Below are 16,404 nucleotides of genomic sequence, written 5' to 3'. Positions count from 1 at the left end.
TTCTATCTCGACATCACCTGGAAGCCTCGATGAGCGAATCGGAATTCTCCGTGCGATCCGTCCCTAACGCGCGCGATGCGGTGCGCGCGCTGCGTCCCTCGCAGATCCGCGAAGTGGCCAACGCCGGCTTTGGCGTCGCCGACGTGCTGCCTTTCTGGTTCGGAGAATCCGACCGCGTGACACCGGCCTTCATCCGCGACGCCGCGAGCGCCGCGCTGTCCGCGGGCGCGACGTTCTACACGCACAACCTCGGCATCGCGCCGCTGCGCTCGGCGCTCGCGGACTACGTGAGCGAACTTCACGGCAAGACGACGCCGGACCATATCGCCGTGACGAGCGCGGGTGTGAACGCGCTGATGCTTGCGGCGCAACTGGTGGTGGGCGCGGGCGACCGGGTGGTTGCTGTCACGCCGCTGTGGCCGAATCTCGTCGAGATTCCGAAAATTCTGGGCGCGCATGTGGAAACAGTCTCACTCGACTACGGCGAACATGGCTGGCAGCTCGACGTGGAGCAATTGCTGGCAGCGCTTACGCCCGACACCCGCATGCTGCTCGTCAACTCGCCGAACAACCCGACCGGCTGGGTGATGACCCGCGAGCAGCAGCAGGTGGTGCTCGCACATTGCCGACAGCACGGTATCTGGATCGTCGCAGACGAAGTCTACGAGCGCCTCTATTATCCGGACCATTCCGACGACGGCGAAAGGGCAGCGGGCGCTTGCACCGCACCGTCGTTTCTCGATCTCGCCACGCGCGACGAGCGCGTGATCTGTGTGAACTCGTTTTCGAAGGCGTGGCTGATGACCGGCTGGCGGCTCGGCTGGATCGTCGCGCCCGTGGGCCTGATGGACGATCTGGGCAAGCTGGTGGAGTACAACACGTCGTGCGCGCCGGCCTTCGTGCAGCAGGCGGGGATCGCTGCAGTCCAGCAGGGCGAGCGCTTCACGCAGGAACTGGTGCGCGAATTGAAGGCGTCGCGAGATCATCTGGTGCGGAAGTTGTCGTCCGTGCCCGGCATCGACGTCAAGGCGCCCGCCGGCGCCATGTATCTCTTTTTCTCGATGACGGGCGCCTCGCGCAGCCTGGAACTCTGCAAAGCCATGGTGCGGGAAGTGGGCTTGGGGCTCGCGCCGGGCAGCGCATTCGGTCCGCAGGGCGAGGGGTTCCTGCGCTGGTGCTACGCGTGCGACGTGGCGCGGCTCGACGCCGGCGTCGAGCGACTGAAGCGGTTTCTGGCATTGCATCGAACGTCGTAGTCTGCGCGTGGCGCGCGGAAGAACCTCGACGACAGGCGCACTCCGGCAAATGCACGCGCGTGGCGCGGGCAGGCGTCGGCTCAAGTCTTACGCGTCGATGCGGCCGGCATTTTGTCCTTGGGTTCGGCTTTACGCACCGATTGTTTTTGCGTAATATGGCGCTCAGTCACGCGATTCCTGTCCGGAATATCGCTGCTCCGTCCGGCTGGGTTTGGCTCGATAGTCTGTTTCGCCTCCCCCCGGTGCGTGCTCCCATCAATATGACCGATCAGAATCGGGCGAGCGCGTCTTCAGTTCCACATCGTCTGTTTGATCCGGTTCTTTGACCACAGGGTCTGACCTAGCTGCATGAATACCCAAGAGGCGAAGATCGTCCTCGAGACAGCCTTGATCTGCGCGCAGGAGCCGTTAAAACTCGGCGATTTGCGCAAGCTCTTTGCCGACGGCGTGTCGGCAGACACCGTTAGGACTTTGCTCGAAGACCTGAAACAGGATTGGTCGGGGCGCGGTGTGGAGTTGGTCGGGCTGGCGTCGGGCTGGCGGTTTCAAAGCAGGCCCGCGATGCGTTCGTATCTGGATCGTTTGCATCCCGAGAAACCGCCGAAATACTCGCGCGCGGTGCTCGAAACGCTCGCGATCATTGCGTATAGGCAACCGGTTACGCGCGGCGACATCGAAGAGATTCGCGGCGTTACGGTGAACACGCAGGTCGTGAAGCAGCTCGAAGACCGCGGCTGGATCGAGGTAATCGGGCATCGCGACGTACCGGGGCGTCCCGCGCTGTACGCGACGACGCGCCAGTTTCTCGACGACCTCGGTCTGCGGGCGCTAGACGAATTGCCACCGCTCGCCGACCCGTCGGCGCAACTGAATGCGGATCTGCTGGGCCAGCACGCAATCGAGTTTTCCGACGTCGAATCTGCGGAGACACCGGCGTCGAACGAAGCGAGCGAGCGCATCGCGCTCGACCAGCCTGAGGCGACCGGCGCAGAAGCAGCAAGCGGCGCGGAGTTGGCGGCAGGAACGGAAATCGCTGGGGAAAAGGGTGAGGCACACGAGGCGCAGCATGTCGATGGCGTGCAGCCGGAGCGCGCTGAACGGCTGGAAGCAGCGGCTGAGAGAAGCGCGAGCGTCGACAGCCACGAGAGCGTTGAACAGGTCACACCCGAATTAAAGGCAGCGCCTGAAGCGGCGGGCGAACCGGGCAAACCCGGCGAGGCGGCTACGCCGACGCCCGCTGAAGCGGCAAACGTTGCACCGCTATCGGGCACCGCAGAGTCTGAAGTGAATCAAGATCCGGTCTCCCAGGCCGATCTGGCAATACCCGCGCACGGTTCGGGCGTACTCCGCGATACGGAGCACGCCGCCGAACCGAACTCGACCACGGCGGCGCGCGGCGATCAGGAAGATCGTCGCGATGCTGCACAGGACGCAGGCTTTCTGACCGACGACGAACCCGAGTCGCGCAGCGCCTGACGTAACCGAACTTTTTTTGCCGCGCCCGCAATGGGCGCGCGCGACCTGACATTTTGAGGTTGTTTTGACACATACCCACGACACCGATTCGTCCGAATCCGAGCGCGCCGTGCCGTCGGCGCGCGCTGACGAAACGCGCACCACGCAAGCGTCGGCAGGCGAGGGCGAGCGCCCGGCGCAGACCACGGAAGCAGACGGCGAGGACCGTCCGCGCCGCGGCCTGCGTCGCGGACCGCGCAGCCTGATCGCCCGGCGCCGCGCCGGGGCCAAGACGAAGGCCGCGGAAGGCGCGCCTGGGCACGCCGCGCCGGTCGTCGCCGAGGCTCCGCCGGACGGCGAAGTCGTGGCGAAGGTGCGCATGCCGCGTAAAGAGGCGGGTGCGAAAGGTCAAGGGCCGCGCCGCAATGCAGGCGGTCAGAAACGCGAAGGCCAGCGCGAAGGCGCGCCTCGCGAAGGCGGCTCCCGCGAGACCGCTGCTCGGGAAGGTCAGCGCGAGCGCCAGCCGCGTGCAGGCGGTCAGCGCCAGAACCGGCGAGGCGGCGAAGCGCCGACGGCAGCGGCCGACGCGACTCAGGACGACTTGTTCTCGTATGTCACATCGCCGGCGTTCGACGCCGACAACAGCACGACGGGCGGCGTGCGCGCACCAATGCTGCGCGGTGGCAAGCCGGCCGCGCCCAAGCGCGTGCTCGCCGCCGACGACGACGCGCCGAAGCTCCACAAGGTACTGGCCGAAGCCGGCATGGGTTCGCGACGCGATATGGAAGAGTTGATCGTCGCGGGCCGTGTGTCGGTCAACGGCGAGCCGGCTCACATCGGCCAGCGCATCATGCCGACCGATCAGGTCCGCATCAACGGCAAGCCGGTCAAGCGCAAGCTCGCGAACAAGCCGCCGCGCGTGCTGCTGTATCACAAGCCGACCGGTGAGATCGTGAGCCACGCCGACCCGGAAGGCCGGCCGTCGGTGTTCGACAAGCTGCCGCCCATGAAGACCGCCAAGTGGCTCGCGGTCGGCCGCCTCGACTTCAATACCGAAGGTCTGCTGATGCTGACCACTTCGGGCGATCTCGCGAACCGCTTCATGCACCCGCGCTACAGCGTCGAGCGTGAGTATGCGGTGCGCGTGGTCGGCGAGCTGGCCGAAGGCATGCGTCAAAAGCTGCTCCACGGCGTCGAACTCGAAGACGGTCCGGCCAACTTCCTGCGTATCCGGGATGGCGGCGGCGAAGGCACAAATCACTGGTATCACGTCGCGCTTGCAGAAGGGCGTAATCGCGAAGTGCGTCGTATGTTCGAAGCTGCGGGCCTGATGGTCAGCCGCCTGATCCGTACGCGTCACGGCCCGATTTCGCTGCCGAAGGGCTTGAAGCGCGGCCGTTGGGAAGAACTCGAAGACAATCAGGTGCGTGCGCTGATGGCGTCGGTGGGACTCAAGGCGCCGAACGAGGAGCGCGGTAGCCGCGGCTCCGCGCCGGAGCGCAAGCAGCCCGATCCGATGCAGACGTCGATGGGCTTCATCAGCCGCGAACCGGTGCTGATGTCGCATAGCCGCTTCGAACAGCAGCCGCGCGGACAGGGCCGGCGCGGTGCAGCGGGCGGCGGCTTTGGCGGCGGCGCGGGCGCGGGTTTCGGCGGCGGTTACGGCAATCGCGGTGCTGGCCGTGGCGCTGGTGGCTTCGGCGGTGCGGGCGGCGGCGCGGGTGGTGCCGGTGGTGCGCGCGGCGGCCGTGACGTCGACGGCAATCGCGCGCCTTCCGGCGGCGGCAATCGGGCGGCAAGCGGCGGCAAGCGCGCTGGCGGCAACGGCCCGAATCCCGGTGGCGGCAATCGTGCGCCGGTCGGCAATCGCCCGAATTCAGGCGGCGGCAATCGCACGGGTGGCGGCAACGCTAACCCGGGCGGTGCGAACCGAGGTGGCGGCGCGCCTCGCGGCCGTTCGCGCGGGCGGTAATCGCCAGGCATCGGCTGGCGTTGCGCATGCGTTATAACGAGCCGCAACGCTCGCCGTCATGACTCGATGCACGACTTCCGTTGCTTGGAAACGTGACGCACGAAGGCCTTGCAGGCGGAAGTAGGGGCAGGTTCTCCCGCCCCAGCTTGCAAAAGTCGCGAGGCGTCGCCATATCGTCCAGAGATCCCCATGAAATCAGGCGGAAATGCGCTTGGCACGGCGTTCTGCGGTTTGCGTTTGTCCTGAAAAATGGCTACAATCGCGAAGTCGCTGGGCGTGCGGCTTTTCATGTGCGGCTCAGGTGCGACCACCGGTAACAAGATGATGGGCGTTTAGCCCATTTTTTTTTGCCGCTCGGTTCATCGTGGTTCGTCATCTCGGGTAGCACGAACGTGCGCCGGCCAGGCGCGCGGCCCGCATTGGTTGTTTGCAGAACAAGCGGCAGGCTCGCTGCGCGAACATCTAAGAGGGCACTGTGCAACTGACGGAACTGATTGAAACCACGGTCGTGGGACTCGGCTACGAGCTCGTCGATCTCGAGCGCACCGGGCGCGGCATGCTGTGTATTTATATCGACCAGCCGGCCGGCATCGCGATCGAAGACTGCGAGAAAGTCACGCGTCAGCTCCAGCACGTACTGACGGTCGAAAATATCGATTATGAGCGGCTCGAAGTATCGTCGCCGGGGCTCGACCGTCCGCTGAAAAAACTGGCGGATTTTGAACGCTTCGCAGGCAGCGAAGTGGTAATCACATTGAAAAAGCCATTGGACGGACGGAAATCGTACCGGGGTATTTTGCATGCTCCGCAAGGCGAGACCATCGGTCTGGAATTTGAAGGGAAGGAAGGCGCCGCGATGCTCGATTTCACGCTCGCGGACATGGACAAAGCACGCCTCGTTCCGAAAGTTGACTTTAGGAGCCGCAAACAATGAGTCGCGAAGTGTTGATGCTGGTGGATGCGCTGGCACGCGAGAAGAACGTCGATAAAGACGTGGTATTTGCCGCGCTCGAAGCGGCCCTCGCTTCGGCCTCCAAGAAACTCTTCGACGAAGACGCGGATATTCGCGTCCATATCGACCGTGAAAGCGGCGAGCACGAAACGTTTCGTCGCTGGAAAGTGGTGCCTGACGAAGCCGGTCTGCAAGAGCCCGATCAGGAAATCCTGCTGTTCGAAGCACGCGAGCAGAAGCCCGAAATCCAGCTCGACGAATACATCGAAGAACCGGTGCCGTCGATCGAATTCGGCCGTATCGGCGCGCAGGCAGCCAAGCAGGTGATCCTGCAGAAGGTGCGCGACGCCGAGCGAGAGCAGATCCTGAACGACTTCCTCGAGCGCGGCGAGCACATCATGACCGGCTCGGTGAAGCGTCTCGACAAGGGCAACTTCATCGTTGAAACCGGCCGTGTGGAAGCGCTGCTGCGCCGTGACCAGCTGATCCCGAAGGAAAACCTGCGCGTGGGCGACCGCGTGCGTGCCTATATTGCCAAGGTCGATCGCACCGCCCGCGGTCCGCAGATCGAACTGTCGCGTACTGCGCCCGAATTCCTGATGAAGCTGTTCGAGATGGAAGTGCCGGAAATCGAACAGGGCCTTCTCGAAATCAAGGCGGCGGCGCGCGATCCAGGCGTGCGCGCGAAGATCGGCGTGGTCGCTTATGACAAGCGCATCGATCCGATCGGCACCTGCGTCGGTATTCGCGGTTCGCGAGTGCAGGCCGTGCGTAACGAGCTCGGTGGCGAAAACGTCGACATCGTGCTATGGTCGGAGGATCCCGCTCAGTTCGTGATCGGCGCGCTCGCGCCGGCAGCCGTCCAATCGATCGTCGTCGACGAAGAAAAGCATTCGATGGACGTCGTCGTGGACGAAAACGAACTGGCGGTCGCGATCGGCCGCAGCGGCCAGAACGTGCGTCTGGCCAGCGAACTCACCGGCTGGCAGATCAACATCATGACGCCGGACGAATCTGCACAAAAGCAGAATCAGGAACGTGGCGTTTTGCGTGACCTGTTCATGGCGCGTCTCGATGTCGACGAGGAAGTTGCCGACATCCTGATCGACGAAGGCTTCACGAGCCTCGAAGAGATTGCCTATGTGCCGCTCAACGAAATGCTCGAAATCGAAGCGTTCGACGAAGACACCGTCCACGAACTGCGTAACCGCTCGCGCGACGCGTTGTTGACGATGGCAATCGCGAATGAAGAAAAGGTCGAAAATGTAGCGCTCGACCTGAAGAGCCTGGACGGCATGGACGCCGACCTGCTCGCGAAGCTGGCCGAACATCAGATCCAGACGCGCGACGAACTCGCCGAGCTGGCTGTAGATGAACTGGTCGAGATGACCGGAATGGAAGAGGATGCCGCTAAGGCGTTGATCATGAAAGCACGTGAACATTGGTTCCAGTGAGAAATGACCATGGCGCACTAAATTGAACGCGGCCGTCAGGCCGCATGACCCGATGCTAACCGCAAGGAATCGGTCCTTGCATTAAGAGGAATGAATGGCGAGTAACAACGTAGCCCAATTTGCCGCGGAACTGAAAATGCCTGCAGGCGTGCTGCTCGAGCAGCTGCAGGCGGCAGGCGTCACAAAAGCGAGCGAAGCCGACTCCTTGTCCGAAACGGACAAGGCGCGTCTGCTCGACCACTTGCGCAAGTCTCACGGCTCGACTGATGCAGACAAGCGCAAGATCACGCTGACGAAACGGCATACGTCGGAGATCAAGCAGTCCGATGCGACGGGCAAAGCTCGCACCATTCAGGTCGAGGTGCGCAAGAAGCGCACTTTCGTCCGCCGCGACGAAACCTCCGCTGATGGCGGAGATGCATCGAATCATGTGGCCGAGGCCGCCGAAGTCGACGATCTGGAACTTCAGCGTCGTGAAGAGGAAGCGCGTCACGCAGCCGAGTTGCTCGAGCAGCAGGCTCAGGAACTGAAGGCTCGTCAGGAGCAGCTCGAACGCGAAGAGGCCGAGCGTCAGGCACGCGAGCAGGCTGCGGAAGCCGAGCGCCGTCGCGCCGAAGAAGAGGCGGCGAAGAAGCGCGCAGCGGCTGCGGCCGAGGTGGCAGCTCGCGAGAAGGCGCAGCCGGCACCGCAAGTTGCGAAGGTCCAAACGGCGCCTGCCAAACCGGCGGAGCCGGTCGTCGCGAAAGACACCGAGCAGGACGACGAGCGAGCCGCTGCCGAGCGCGCGGCGCAACGCGAAGCTGCCAGGAAGGCGGAAGATGCAGCACGTCAAGCTGCGGAAAAAGCGCGCGCCGAGCAGGAAGAGATCGCCAAGCGCCGCGCGGCGGCTGAAGCCGAAGCGCGCGCGATTCGCGAAATGATGAACACGCCGCGCAAGGCGCAGGTCAAGGCGCCGGAACCGGCACCGAAGCCCGCAGAGCCCGCCAAGGCCGCTGAAGCCAAGGGCACGCTGCACAAGCCGGCGCGTCCGGCTGGCGAAGCTCCGGCGCGTCCGGCTGCACGGAAGCCGGCTGCGGCGGCTCCGGCCGCCACGACCACGCCGTCCGTTGGCGACAAGAAGAAGCCGGGCGGCAAGGGTGGCTGGCAGGACGACGCAGCCAAGCGCCGTGGAATCAAGACGCGCGGCGACACGAGCGGCGGCGTCGACCGCGGCTGGCGCGGCGGCCCGAAGGGTCGCGGCAAGCATCAGGATCAGAACACCACGTTCCAGGCGCCGACCGAACCGATCGTGCGTGAAGTGCACGTGCCGGAAACCATCACTGTGGCCGATCTGGCGCACAAGATGGCGGTGAAGGCATCTGAAGTCATCAAGTCGATGATGAAGCTCGGCCAGATGGTCACCATCAACCAGATGCTGGACCAGGAAACGGCGATGATCATCGTCGAAGAACTGGGCCATCACGCGGTTGCGGCCAAGCTGGACGATCCGGAAGCCATGCTGGTCGAAGGCGAAGTGTCGGATGCGGAAGCATTGCCGCGTCCGCCGGTCGTCACGGTCATGGGTCACGTCGACCACGGCAAGACCTCGCTGCTCGACTACATCCGCCGCGCGAAGGTGGCAGCGGGCGAAGCCGGCGGCATTACGCAGCACATCGGCGCTTACCACGTCGAAACGCCGCGCGGCGTGATCACGTTCCTCGACACGCCGGGCCACGAGGCCTTCACGGCCATGCGTGCCCGCGGTGCGAAGGCAACGGACATCGTCATTCTGGTGGTCGCCGCCGACGACGGCGTGATGCCGCAAACGAAGGAAGCAATCGCCCACGCGAAGGCAGGCGGCGTGCCGCTCGTCGTCGCGATCAACAAGATCGACAAGCCGGATGCGAATCCGGACCGCGTCAAGCAGGAACTCGTCGCAGAAGGCGTCGTGCCGGAAGAATACGGTGGCGATTCGCCGTTCGTGTCGGTGTCGGCAAAGACCGGCGCGGGCATCGACGATCTGCTGGAAAACGTGTTGCTTCAGGCCGAAGTGCTGGAACTGAAGGCACCCGTCGAAGCCCCGGCCAAGGGTCTGGTTATTGAAGCGAAGCTCGACAAGGGTAAGGGTCCTGTTGCAACGATCCTCGTCCAGTCGGGTACGTTGAACCGCGGCGACGTGGTGCTCGCAGGTAGCGCCTACGGTCGTGTACGAGCCATGCTCGACGAAACCGGCAAGCCGACCAAGTCCGCTGGTCCGTCGATCCCGGTCGAGATTCAGGGTCTGTCGGAAGTCCCGCAAGCAGGCGAAGAAGTCATCGTCATGCCGGACGACCGCAAGGCGCGTGAAGTGGCGCTGTTCCGTCAAGGCAAGTTCCGCGACGTCAAGCTGGCCAAGCAGCAGGCCGCGAAGCTCGAGAACATGCTGGAGCAGATGGGCGAAGGCGAAGTGGCGTACATGCCGCTCATCGTCAAGGCCGACGTGCAGGGTTCGCAGGAAGCGTTGGTGCAGTCGCTGCTCAAGCTTTCCACCGACGAAGTGCGCGTGCAGATCGTGCACGGCGCCGTGGGCGGCATCAGCGAGTCCGACGTCAACCTGGCAACGGCTTCGAAGGCGGTCATCATCGGCTTCAACACCCGTGCGGACGCGCAGGCTCGCAAGCTGGCGGAAGCCAACGGTGTCGACATTCGCTACTACAACATCATTTACGACGCAGTGGATGAGGTGAAGGCCGCGATGTCGGGCATGCTGGCTCCGGAGAAGCGCGAAGTCGTCACGGGTACGGTCGAAGTGCGTCAGGTCTTCAAGGTGCCGAAGATCGGCGCGGTGGCCGGCTGTATGGTCACGGACGGCTACGTCAAGCGTTCGTCGTCGGTGCGCGTGCTGCGCAACAACGTCGTCATCTTCACGGGCGAGCTCGATTCGCTCAAGCGCTTCAAGGACGACGTGAAGGAAGTCCGCCAAGGCTTCGAGTGCGGTATGTCGATCAAGAACTTCAACGACATCGTCGAAGGCGACCAGTTCGAAGTCTTCGAGGTCACCGAAGTCGCGCGTACGCTGTAAGTCACGCGGCACGGTTCCAAGGGGCGGAGCGGGCATCAACGCCCACTCCGCCCGTTGTTTTTTTGGAGCCGCCGTTTCGCCTGTCCGCGGCCGTTGCGCCGCGTGAATGCCGCGATTTTTCGAGTTTCGCGGCCGCGAACCATTTTTTGCATCCGCCAAAACGGATCACACAACACCATGCCTAAAAAACGTTCTTCACCCAATCGCAACGTGCAGATCGCCGATCAGATCCAGCGCGATCTGTCGGAGCTGCTGCGCGAGGTCAAGGATCCGCGCATCGGCATTGTCACGATTCAGAGCGTCGAACTGACGCCGGACTACGCACACGCGAAGGTCTATTTCACGACGTTGACCGGCGACCCTCAACAGACGCTCGCGGCGCTCACGCATGCGGCGGGTCATCTGCACAATCAGCTGTTCAAGCGCCTGCATATTCACACGGTGCCGACGCTGCATTTCCATTACGACCAGACGATCGAGCGCGCCGTTGAAATGTCCCGTCTGATTGACGAGGCGAACGCCAATCGCGCGAAAGACGACTAAGCGCAGTCGGCGCACGCGTCCCGAGCCGCGCCACGCTGCGTGCGGCAAGCCTCGGGTCGTCAAGGCGCAATATGCTGTTCTGGATTCCATAGAACCCCGTCTTCCCACATGACCGCACCTCAACGCCCCCGCGTGCCGCGCCGCGCGCTCGACGGCGTGCTGCTGCTCGACAAGCCGCTCGGCCTGTCGAGCAACGACGCACTGATTCGCGCGAAGCGCCTCTATCTGGCTAAAAAGGCCGGACATACCGGCACGCTGGATCCACTCGCGACCGGCTTGTTGCCGCTGTGTTTCGGCGAAGCCACCAAGTTTTCGCAAGATCTGCTCGAGGCCGACAAGACCTATGAAGCCACCATGCGCCTCGGCGTTCGCACTACCACCGGGGACGCCGAAGGGGAGCCGGTCGACACGCGCGCGGTGACGTGCGACGAGGCGGCGGTCCTCGCGGCCCTGCCGGCATTTGTCGGCGAGATCGTTCAGGTACCGCCGATGTACTCGGCGCTCAAGCGCGACGGCAAGCCGCTCTACGAATACGCGCGAGCCGGGCAGACAGTCGAGCGGGAAGGGCGCCAGGTGACGATCCACTCGCTCGAGTTGCTCGCTTGCGCGCTGCCCGATGTGTCGTTCCGCGTCACCTGCAGCAAGGGCACGTATGTGCGTACGCTGGCAGAGGACATCGGCGAGGCGTTGGGTTGTGGGGCTCATCTGGTTGCTCTGCGGCGCACCGGTGTCGGCGCGCTGACGCTCGAGCATGCGGTGACGCTCGACGCGCTATCGGATGCAACGGAAAGCGAGCGCGACGCGTGGTTGCAACCGGTCGACGCCTTGCTGTCGACGTTCCCGTCCGTGCATCTGGACGAAGACGCGACGCGGCGCTTTTTGCACGGTCAACGGCTGAAGCTGTCCGAGCTGAGTCTGAGCGGTGAAGCGGCGAATGCGCAGCGCGTGAGGGTCTACGCCGCGCAAGGGCGTCTGCTGGGCGTCGCGAAACAGGGTGAGGGCGTGCTCGCGCCTGAACGCCTGGTCGTGACGACGGCGAACTAGTCCGGTCACACGAACTGAAAGCGCGTGAGATGCGCGTTCCGGCAGGCAATTCAGATTAGCTGATTGCGCCGTCGCAATGAAAAAGGCGGGACTGTTATAAAGCGGTCCCGCCTTTTTTGCATCTCGTCTATCAGGGAATGAAACGCGAGATCAGTGCGCCGCCGCGGCTGCGGCACCGGCGTCGCCGCCGGCCTTCTCCGGCTTCGTGACCCAGATCAGCGCGATGAGCGCCACGAAGATACCGGCTGAAATAAAGAAGATGTCGTTCACGCCGAGTTGTGCGGCTTGTTGCGTGGCCATCGAATTGAATAGCCCATACGCTTGCGGCTGACTGAAACCGGCAGCGCCCATTTGCCGGATCGACTCGTCGAACACCGGGTTGTAGGCGTTGGCGCGCTCGGTCAATTGCGCGTGATGCATGATCGTCCGATGGTCCCACGCGGTCTGGAAAATCGACGTGCCAATGCCGCCGCACATAATCCGCACGAAGTTCGACAAACCCGATGCCGCCGGTATGCGATTACCCGGCAAACCGGACAGTGTGATCGAAACCAGCGGAATAAAGAACCCGGCCATGCCGATGCCTTGAATCAGCGTGGGCAGTAGCAGCGAGTAGGTATCCACGCCAGTCGTATAACGCGAGCGCATCCAGAAGCACAGCGCAAATACGAGAAACGACAACGTCGCGATATAACGCGGATCGGTGCGCGGCAGGACCTTGCCTGTGATCGGCGACAGCAGCACGGCGAAGAGACCAACCGGCGCCATAACGAGGCCAGCCTCGGTGGCCGTGTAGCCGATATCGGTTTGCAACCACAGCGGCAGCAGAACGAGATTGCCGAAGTAGAGCCCATAGCCGACCGACAGCGCAATGGTGCCGCCCGTGAAGTTTCGTTTGCTGAAGAGCGACAGGTCGACCACCGGGTGCTCGGCCGTCAGTTCCCACACAATGAAGAACGCAAGCGCGATCACTGCGACCAGCGTCAACACGACGATAGTCGTAGACGAGAACCAGTCGAGGTCCTTGCCCTTGTCGAGCATGACCTGCAACGAGCCGACCCAGACGATCAACAGGCCGAGACCGACACCGTCGATCGGCGCCTTTCTGACGACGGAGTCGCGGTTGCGAAAGATCATCCAAGTCGCGAGCGCGGCAATCGCGCCGACCGGAATATTGACGTAGAAGATCCAGGGCCACGAGATGTTGTCCGAAATCCAGCCGCCCAGGATCGGGCCCGCGACTGGCGCGATCAGCGTGGTCATCGCCCACATCGACAACGCCATCGGCGCCTTGGCGCGCGGATAACTCGCGAGCAGCAGCGTTTGCGACAGCGGAATCATCGGGCCGGCCACCGCGCCTTGCAGCACGCGCGAGGCGAGCAGGAAGGGCAGAGTCGGCGCGAGGCCGCACATCCAGGACGAAATCACGAACAGCACGATCGACGCCATGAACAGGCGCACCTGGCCGATGCGGTCGGTGAGCCAGCCCGTGAGCGGCACGGAAATCGCGTTGGCGACCGCGAACGACGTGATCACCCACGTGCCCTGATCGGCCGACACGCCAAGGTCGCCGGATATGGACGGAATCGAAACGTTCGCAATCGACGTGTCGAGCACGTTCATGAAAACGGCGAGCGACACCGCGATGGTGCCGATCACCAGTTGCGCGCCCTCGAGCGGCGGGTGAGGGGCTTGCGCCTGAGCCTGAGCCATTCAGAAGCCTTGTATGAGTCGCCGCGCGGCTTACATCAGTTTTGCAGCTGCGGGCTTGCTGGATCCGGACTGCGAGGCTTTATGCGTGCCTGCATTCGGACCGGCGTTTTCCGCGATGATGCGAGCAATTTCCGCGTCGGCTTCGTCGCCATATTTAGCAAACACGTCCGTCTGATAGACGGTGTTCTGTGCGTTGCCCAGCTGGCCGCCGTTCTCGTCCTTGATGCTCACGTCGGCTTGCATCGACAGGCCGATACGCAGCGGATGCTTTTCCAGTTCCTGCGGATCGAGCGCGATTCGCACCGGCAGGCGCTGCACCACCTTGATCCAGTTGCCGGTGGCGTTCTGCGCGGGCAGCAGCGAGAAAGCCGAACCCGTGCCCGCCGAGAAACCCACCACCTTGCCGTGATAGACGACCGACGAACCGTAGACGTCGGCCGTCAGTTCGACCGGCTGGCCGATGCGCATGTGCTTGAGCTGCACTTCCTTGAAGTTGGCGTCGACCCAGACGGCGCCGAGCGGCACGATGGCCATGAGCGGCGTGCCCGGCGAGACGCGCTGTCCGACCTGCACCGAGCGTTTCGCGACATAGCCGGTGACCGGTGCCGGCAGCGTATTGCGCGCATTGTTCAGATACGCGTCGCGGACCTTCGCGGCGGAGGCCTGCACGTTCGGGTGATTCGCGATCGTGGTGTTGGCGGTCAGCGCGCGGTTCGATGCCAGTTGCTGCTGAGCGGCTTCGACGGCGGCTTGCGCGCTCTTGACGGCGTCACGTGCGTGCGAAATTTCTTCCTGCGACACGGCGCCGGTTTGCGCAACCGTCAGACGGCGCTTCAAGTCGTCCTGAGCGCGCGAGAGGTCGGACTGGCGCTGCGCAACTTGAGCCTGGTACTGGTTGTCGTCGGCGAAGAGACCGCGCACCTGGCGCACCGTCTGCGCAAGATTGGCTTCTGCCTGATCGAGCGCGACGCGGGCGTCGGCCGGATCCAGCACGACGACCGGGTCGCCGGCCTTCACGGTTTGCGTATCGTCGGCATTCACCGCGACCACGGTGCCCGTGACTTGCGGCGTGATCTGCACGACATTGCCGTTCACATATGCGTCGTCGGTGTCTTCGTGAAAGCGCGCCACGAGGAAATAGTACAGACCATAGGCGATCGCGGCGATCAGGATCACGATGACGAGCAGCGTCATCATGCGCTTGCGTTTGCCGCTGTTCGCCGGTTGTGCCGGTTTGTTCGGCTGTGCCGGTTGGTTGTTAGCCGCGGGCTGTTGGGGGGTGCTCATTGATGTGCTCCGGGTTCTCTCAAACGTCGTCGTTTATTCGGATGTTCGTGTGTGGTCTGTTGCGGTCGATACGGTTGCGTGACGGCGCGATCAGTTCGCGTCAATTCGCAGCGGCGGTGGCGGCCGGGGCGGATGACACGCTCGCCGCCGACGTAGAGACCGGTGCCGCTGAAGCCGATGCGGCGGCCGGTGCTGCTGCGGCTGATGCCGGCGCGTCAGTCGGCACAACCAGGCCAGTCTGCGTCGCGTCGAAACCGCCGCCCAGCGCCTTGACGAGCCCGATCTGCATGTCGCGGCGACGCATCTTGAGCGTGGTAACCGTCTGTTCGGCGGAAAGGCGGTTCTGGTCGGCGGTCAACACCTGCAGTTGTGGAGACAGGCCGGCCTTGTAGCGGATCACGGCCAGTTCGTATGCCTTCGTCGACGCGTCGAGTGCGCGTTGAGCGTCGCCCGCTTGCTGGTCGATCGAGCGGATCGACGATACCTGCGTCGCGACATCCGACAGCGCATTGATCAGCGTCTGGTTGTAGTTCGCCACGTTCAGCTCGAAATCCGCATAACGGCCCTTCAATTGCGAGCGCAGCGCGCCTGCGTCGAAGATCGGCAGGTGAATCGCCGGACCGAACTGGATCTGGCGGCTGCCGGCTGTGAGGAATCGGCCCCAGCCGAACGCGTCGAAGCCGAATCCGGCTGCGAGGTTCACGTCCGGAAAGAATTCCGCCTTCGCTTCCTTGACGTCATGCATCGCGGCTTCGACTTGCCAGCGCGCGGCAACAATATCGGCGCGGCGCGCGACCAGATCGGCCGGCAGATTGTCCGGCAGCGCGACTGTATTGCCGACGCCGAGCGCAGGCTGCGCAATTTGCAGGCCACGATCCGGACCCTTGCCGAGCAGCGCGCCCAATTGATAACGCACCACGGTGATCTGGCCGTCCAGATCGCTCAGGCTCGCCTGGCTCGACGCGATATTGCCCGTCGCGGTCTGACGCTCGACGTTCGTATCGAGACCGGCCGCAACGCGACCGTTCGTAATGCGGCCAATATCCTGGCGGTTGGCGATCTCCCGTGCGGCGATGTCGCGCAGCGCGTAAAGCTGCGCAAGCTGGTTATAGGTGCTCGCCACGGACGCCGCGAGCGTCACGCGCGCCTGCTGCATGTCGGCTTCGGCCGCCTTTTCCTGCGACACAGCCTGGCCGAGGCGCTGACGGTTCTTGCCCCACAGGTCGAGATCCCACGAAGCGCTCGCGAGCACGTTGTTCTCGCTATACCAGGTGCCGCCGTACGGAGGCGGATAGAGCGCGTTGCTCGAGAACAGTTCGCGTGTCCACGAATAGCTGCCGTTGACTTTCGGGTAAAGCGCCGAGCGCGAGGTTTCGATGTACGACGACGCCTTTGCAAGACGCGCCTGCGCCTGCGCGATAGACGGGTTGCCTTCCAGCGCTTCGGAAATCAGCTTGGGCAACTGCGGGTCGCCGAACTGGTTGGCCCAGTCGAGCGACGGCCACTGGCCGCTCTGGCCCGCGAGACTCTGGGTGGACTCATACTGCGCCGGCGACGAAATCTGCTTATCGCTTTTGACACCGAAGTAGTTCGCGCACCCAGTGAGGGCGAGCGCTGCCACCGCGGCGGCGACAGCGGCCCGGCTCGAAAACGCGGGCGCGGACAGGGAAAGGGATTTCATCGCTCGA

General features: G+C 63.8%; 11 protein-coding genes. 8 read left to right on the top strand and 3 right to left on the bottom strand.

Annotated elements, in window-relative coordinates; all coding sequences use genetic code 11:
- Nucleotides 1-29: 29 nt before the first annotated feature.
- The 8 genes from BCA01S_RS13125 to truB all read left to right on the top strand — a co-directional run bounded on the left by BCA01S_RS13125 (nucleotide 30) and on the right by truB (nucleotide 11,716).
- Nucleotides 30-1,256: a pyridoxal phosphate-dependent aminotransferase gene (locus tag BCA01S_RS13125; RefSeq protein WP_027777279.1), complete on the top strand. Its 1,227-nt coding sequence runs from the start codon at nucleotides 30-32 to the stop codon at nucleotides 1,254-1,256.
- A gap of 348 nt (nucleotides 1,257-1,604) precedes the next feature.
- Nucleotides 1,605-2,732, top strand: coding sequence for an SMC-Scp complex subunit ScpB (scpB, locus tag BCA01S_RS13120; protein ID WP_027777278.1), 1,128 nt, complete (start codon nucleotides 1,605-1,607; stop codon nucleotides 2,730-2,732).
- Nucleotides 2,733-2,796: 64 nt separating this feature from the next.
- On the top strand, nucleotides 2,797-4,683 hold the full coding sequence (gene rluB, locus BCA01S_RS13115; RefSeq protein WP_027777277.1) for a 23S rRNA pseudouridine(2605) synthase RluB: 1,887 nt from the start codon (nucleotides 2,797-2,799) through the stop codon (nucleotides 4,681-4,683).
- A 475-nt stretch (nucleotides 4,684-5,158) separates the two neighbouring features.
- Entirely contained in the window at nucleotides 5,159-5,617 is a 459-nt protein-coding gene (gene rimP, locus BCA01S_RS13110; RefSeq protein ID WP_007182297.1) for a ribosome maturation factor RimP, read from the top strand.
- Nucleotides 5,614-7,089 carry a transcription termination factor NusA gene (gene nusA / locus BCA01S_RS13105; protein WP_020070115.1) on the top strand — a complete coding sequence of 492 codons (1,476 nt, stop codon included), beginning with the start codon at nucleotides 5,614-5,616 and terminating at the stop codon, nucleotides 7,087-7,089. Before rimP ends, nusA begins: the two co-directional genes overlap by 4 nt.
- Nucleotides 7,090-7,183: 94 nt before the next feature.
- On the top strand, nucleotides 7,184-10,129 hold the full coding sequence (gene infB / locus BCA01S_RS13100; RefSeq protein ID WP_027777276.1) for a translation initiation factor IF-2: 2,946 nt from the start codon (nucleotides 7,184-7,186) through the stop codon (nucleotides 10,127-10,129).
- Between the two features lie 177 nt (nucleotides 10,130-10,306).
- Nucleotides 10,307-10,672 (top strand): 30S ribosome-binding factor RbfA, encoded by a 366-nt coding sequence (gene rbfA / locus BCA01S_RS13095; protein WP_027777275.1) that lies wholly within the window; start codon nucleotides 10,307-10,309, stop codon nucleotides 10,670-10,672.
- A gap of 108 nt (nucleotides 10,673-10,780) precedes the next feature.
- Nucleotides 10,781-11,716, top strand: a complete 936-nt coding sequence (truB, locus tag BCA01S_RS13090; RefSeq protein ID WP_027777274.1) for a tRNA pseudouridine(55) synthase TruB — start codon at nucleotides 10,781-10,783, stop codon at nucleotides 11,714-11,716.
- 150 nt (nucleotides 11,717-11,866) lie between these two features.
- On the opposite strand, the gene BCA01S_RS13085 is transcribed toward truB, so the two are convergent.
- The 3 genes from BCA01S_RS13085 to BCA01S_RS34835 all read right to left on the bottom strand — a co-directional run bounded on the left by BCA01S_RS13085 (nucleotide 11,867) and on the right by BCA01S_RS34835 (nucleotide 16,397).
- Nucleotides 11,867-13,429, bottom strand: a complete 1,563-nt coding sequence (locus BCA01S_RS13085) for a DHA2 family efflux MFS transporter permease subunit (protein ID WP_020070119.1) — start codon at nucleotides 13,427-13,429, stop codon at nucleotides 11,867-11,869.
- 30 nt (nucleotides 13,430-13,459) lie between these two features.
- Nucleotides 13,460-14,716: an EmrA/EmrK family multidrug efflux transporter periplasmic adaptor subunit gene (locus tag BCA01S_RS13080; protein WP_027777273.1), complete on the bottom strand. Its 1,257-nt coding sequence runs from the start codon at nucleotides 14,714-14,716 to the stop codon at nucleotides 13,460-13,462.
- 100 nt (nucleotides 14,717-14,816) lie between these two features.
- Nucleotides 14,817-16,397, bottom strand: coding sequence for an efflux transporter outer membrane subunit (locus tag BCA01S_RS34835; protein WP_042318539.1), 1,581 nt, complete (start codon nucleotides 16,395-16,397; stop codon nucleotides 14,817-14,819).
- Nucleotides 16,398-16,404 lie beyond the last annotated feature (7 nt).

This window comes from Paraburkholderia caledonica NBRC 102488 (genome assembly GCF_000685095.1).
GTDB lineage: Bacteria > Pseudomonadota > Gammaproteobacteria > Burkholderiales > Burkholderiaceae > Paraburkholderia > Paraburkholderia caledonica.
The sequence above is the reverse complement of the archived record's forward strand: the minus strand, read 5'-3'. Positions and strand labels throughout refer to the sequence as shown.

Coding starts and splice junctions, on each gene's coding strand:
- infB (WP_027777276.1), top strand. CDS start 7,184: ATGGCGAGTAACAACGTAGCCCAATTTGCCGCGGAACTGAAAATGCCT.
- BCA01S_RS13080 (WP_027777273.1), bottom strand. CDS start 14,716: ATGAGCACCCCCCAACAGCCCGCGGCTAACAACCAACCGGCACAGCCG.
- BCA01S_RS13085 (WP_020070119.1), bottom strand. CDS start 13,429: ATGGCTCAGGCTCAGGCGCAAGCCCCTCACCCGCCGCTCGAGGGCGCG.
- nusA (WP_020070115.1), top strand. CDS start 5,614: ATGAGTCGCGAAGTGTTGATGCTGGTGGATGCGCTGGCACGCGAGAAG.
- truB (WP_027777274.1), top strand. CDS start 10,781: ATGACCGCACCTCAACGCCCCCGCGTGCCGCGCCGCGCGCTCGACGGC.
- BCA01S_RS34835 (WP_042318539.1), bottom strand. CDS start 16,397: ATGAAATCCCTTTCCCTGTCCGCGCCCGCGTTTTCGAGCCGGGCCGCT.
- BCA01S_RS13125 (WP_027777279.1), top strand. CDS start 30: ATGAGCGAATCGGAATTCTCCGTGCGATCCGTCCCTAACGCGCGCGAT.
- rbfA (WP_027777275.1), top strand. CDS start 10,307: ATGCCTAAAAAACGTTCTTCACCCAATCGCAACGTGCAGATCGCCGAT.
- scpB (WP_027777278.1), top strand. CDS start 1,605: ATGAATACCCAAGAGGCGAAGATCGTCCTCGAGACAGCCTTGATCTGC.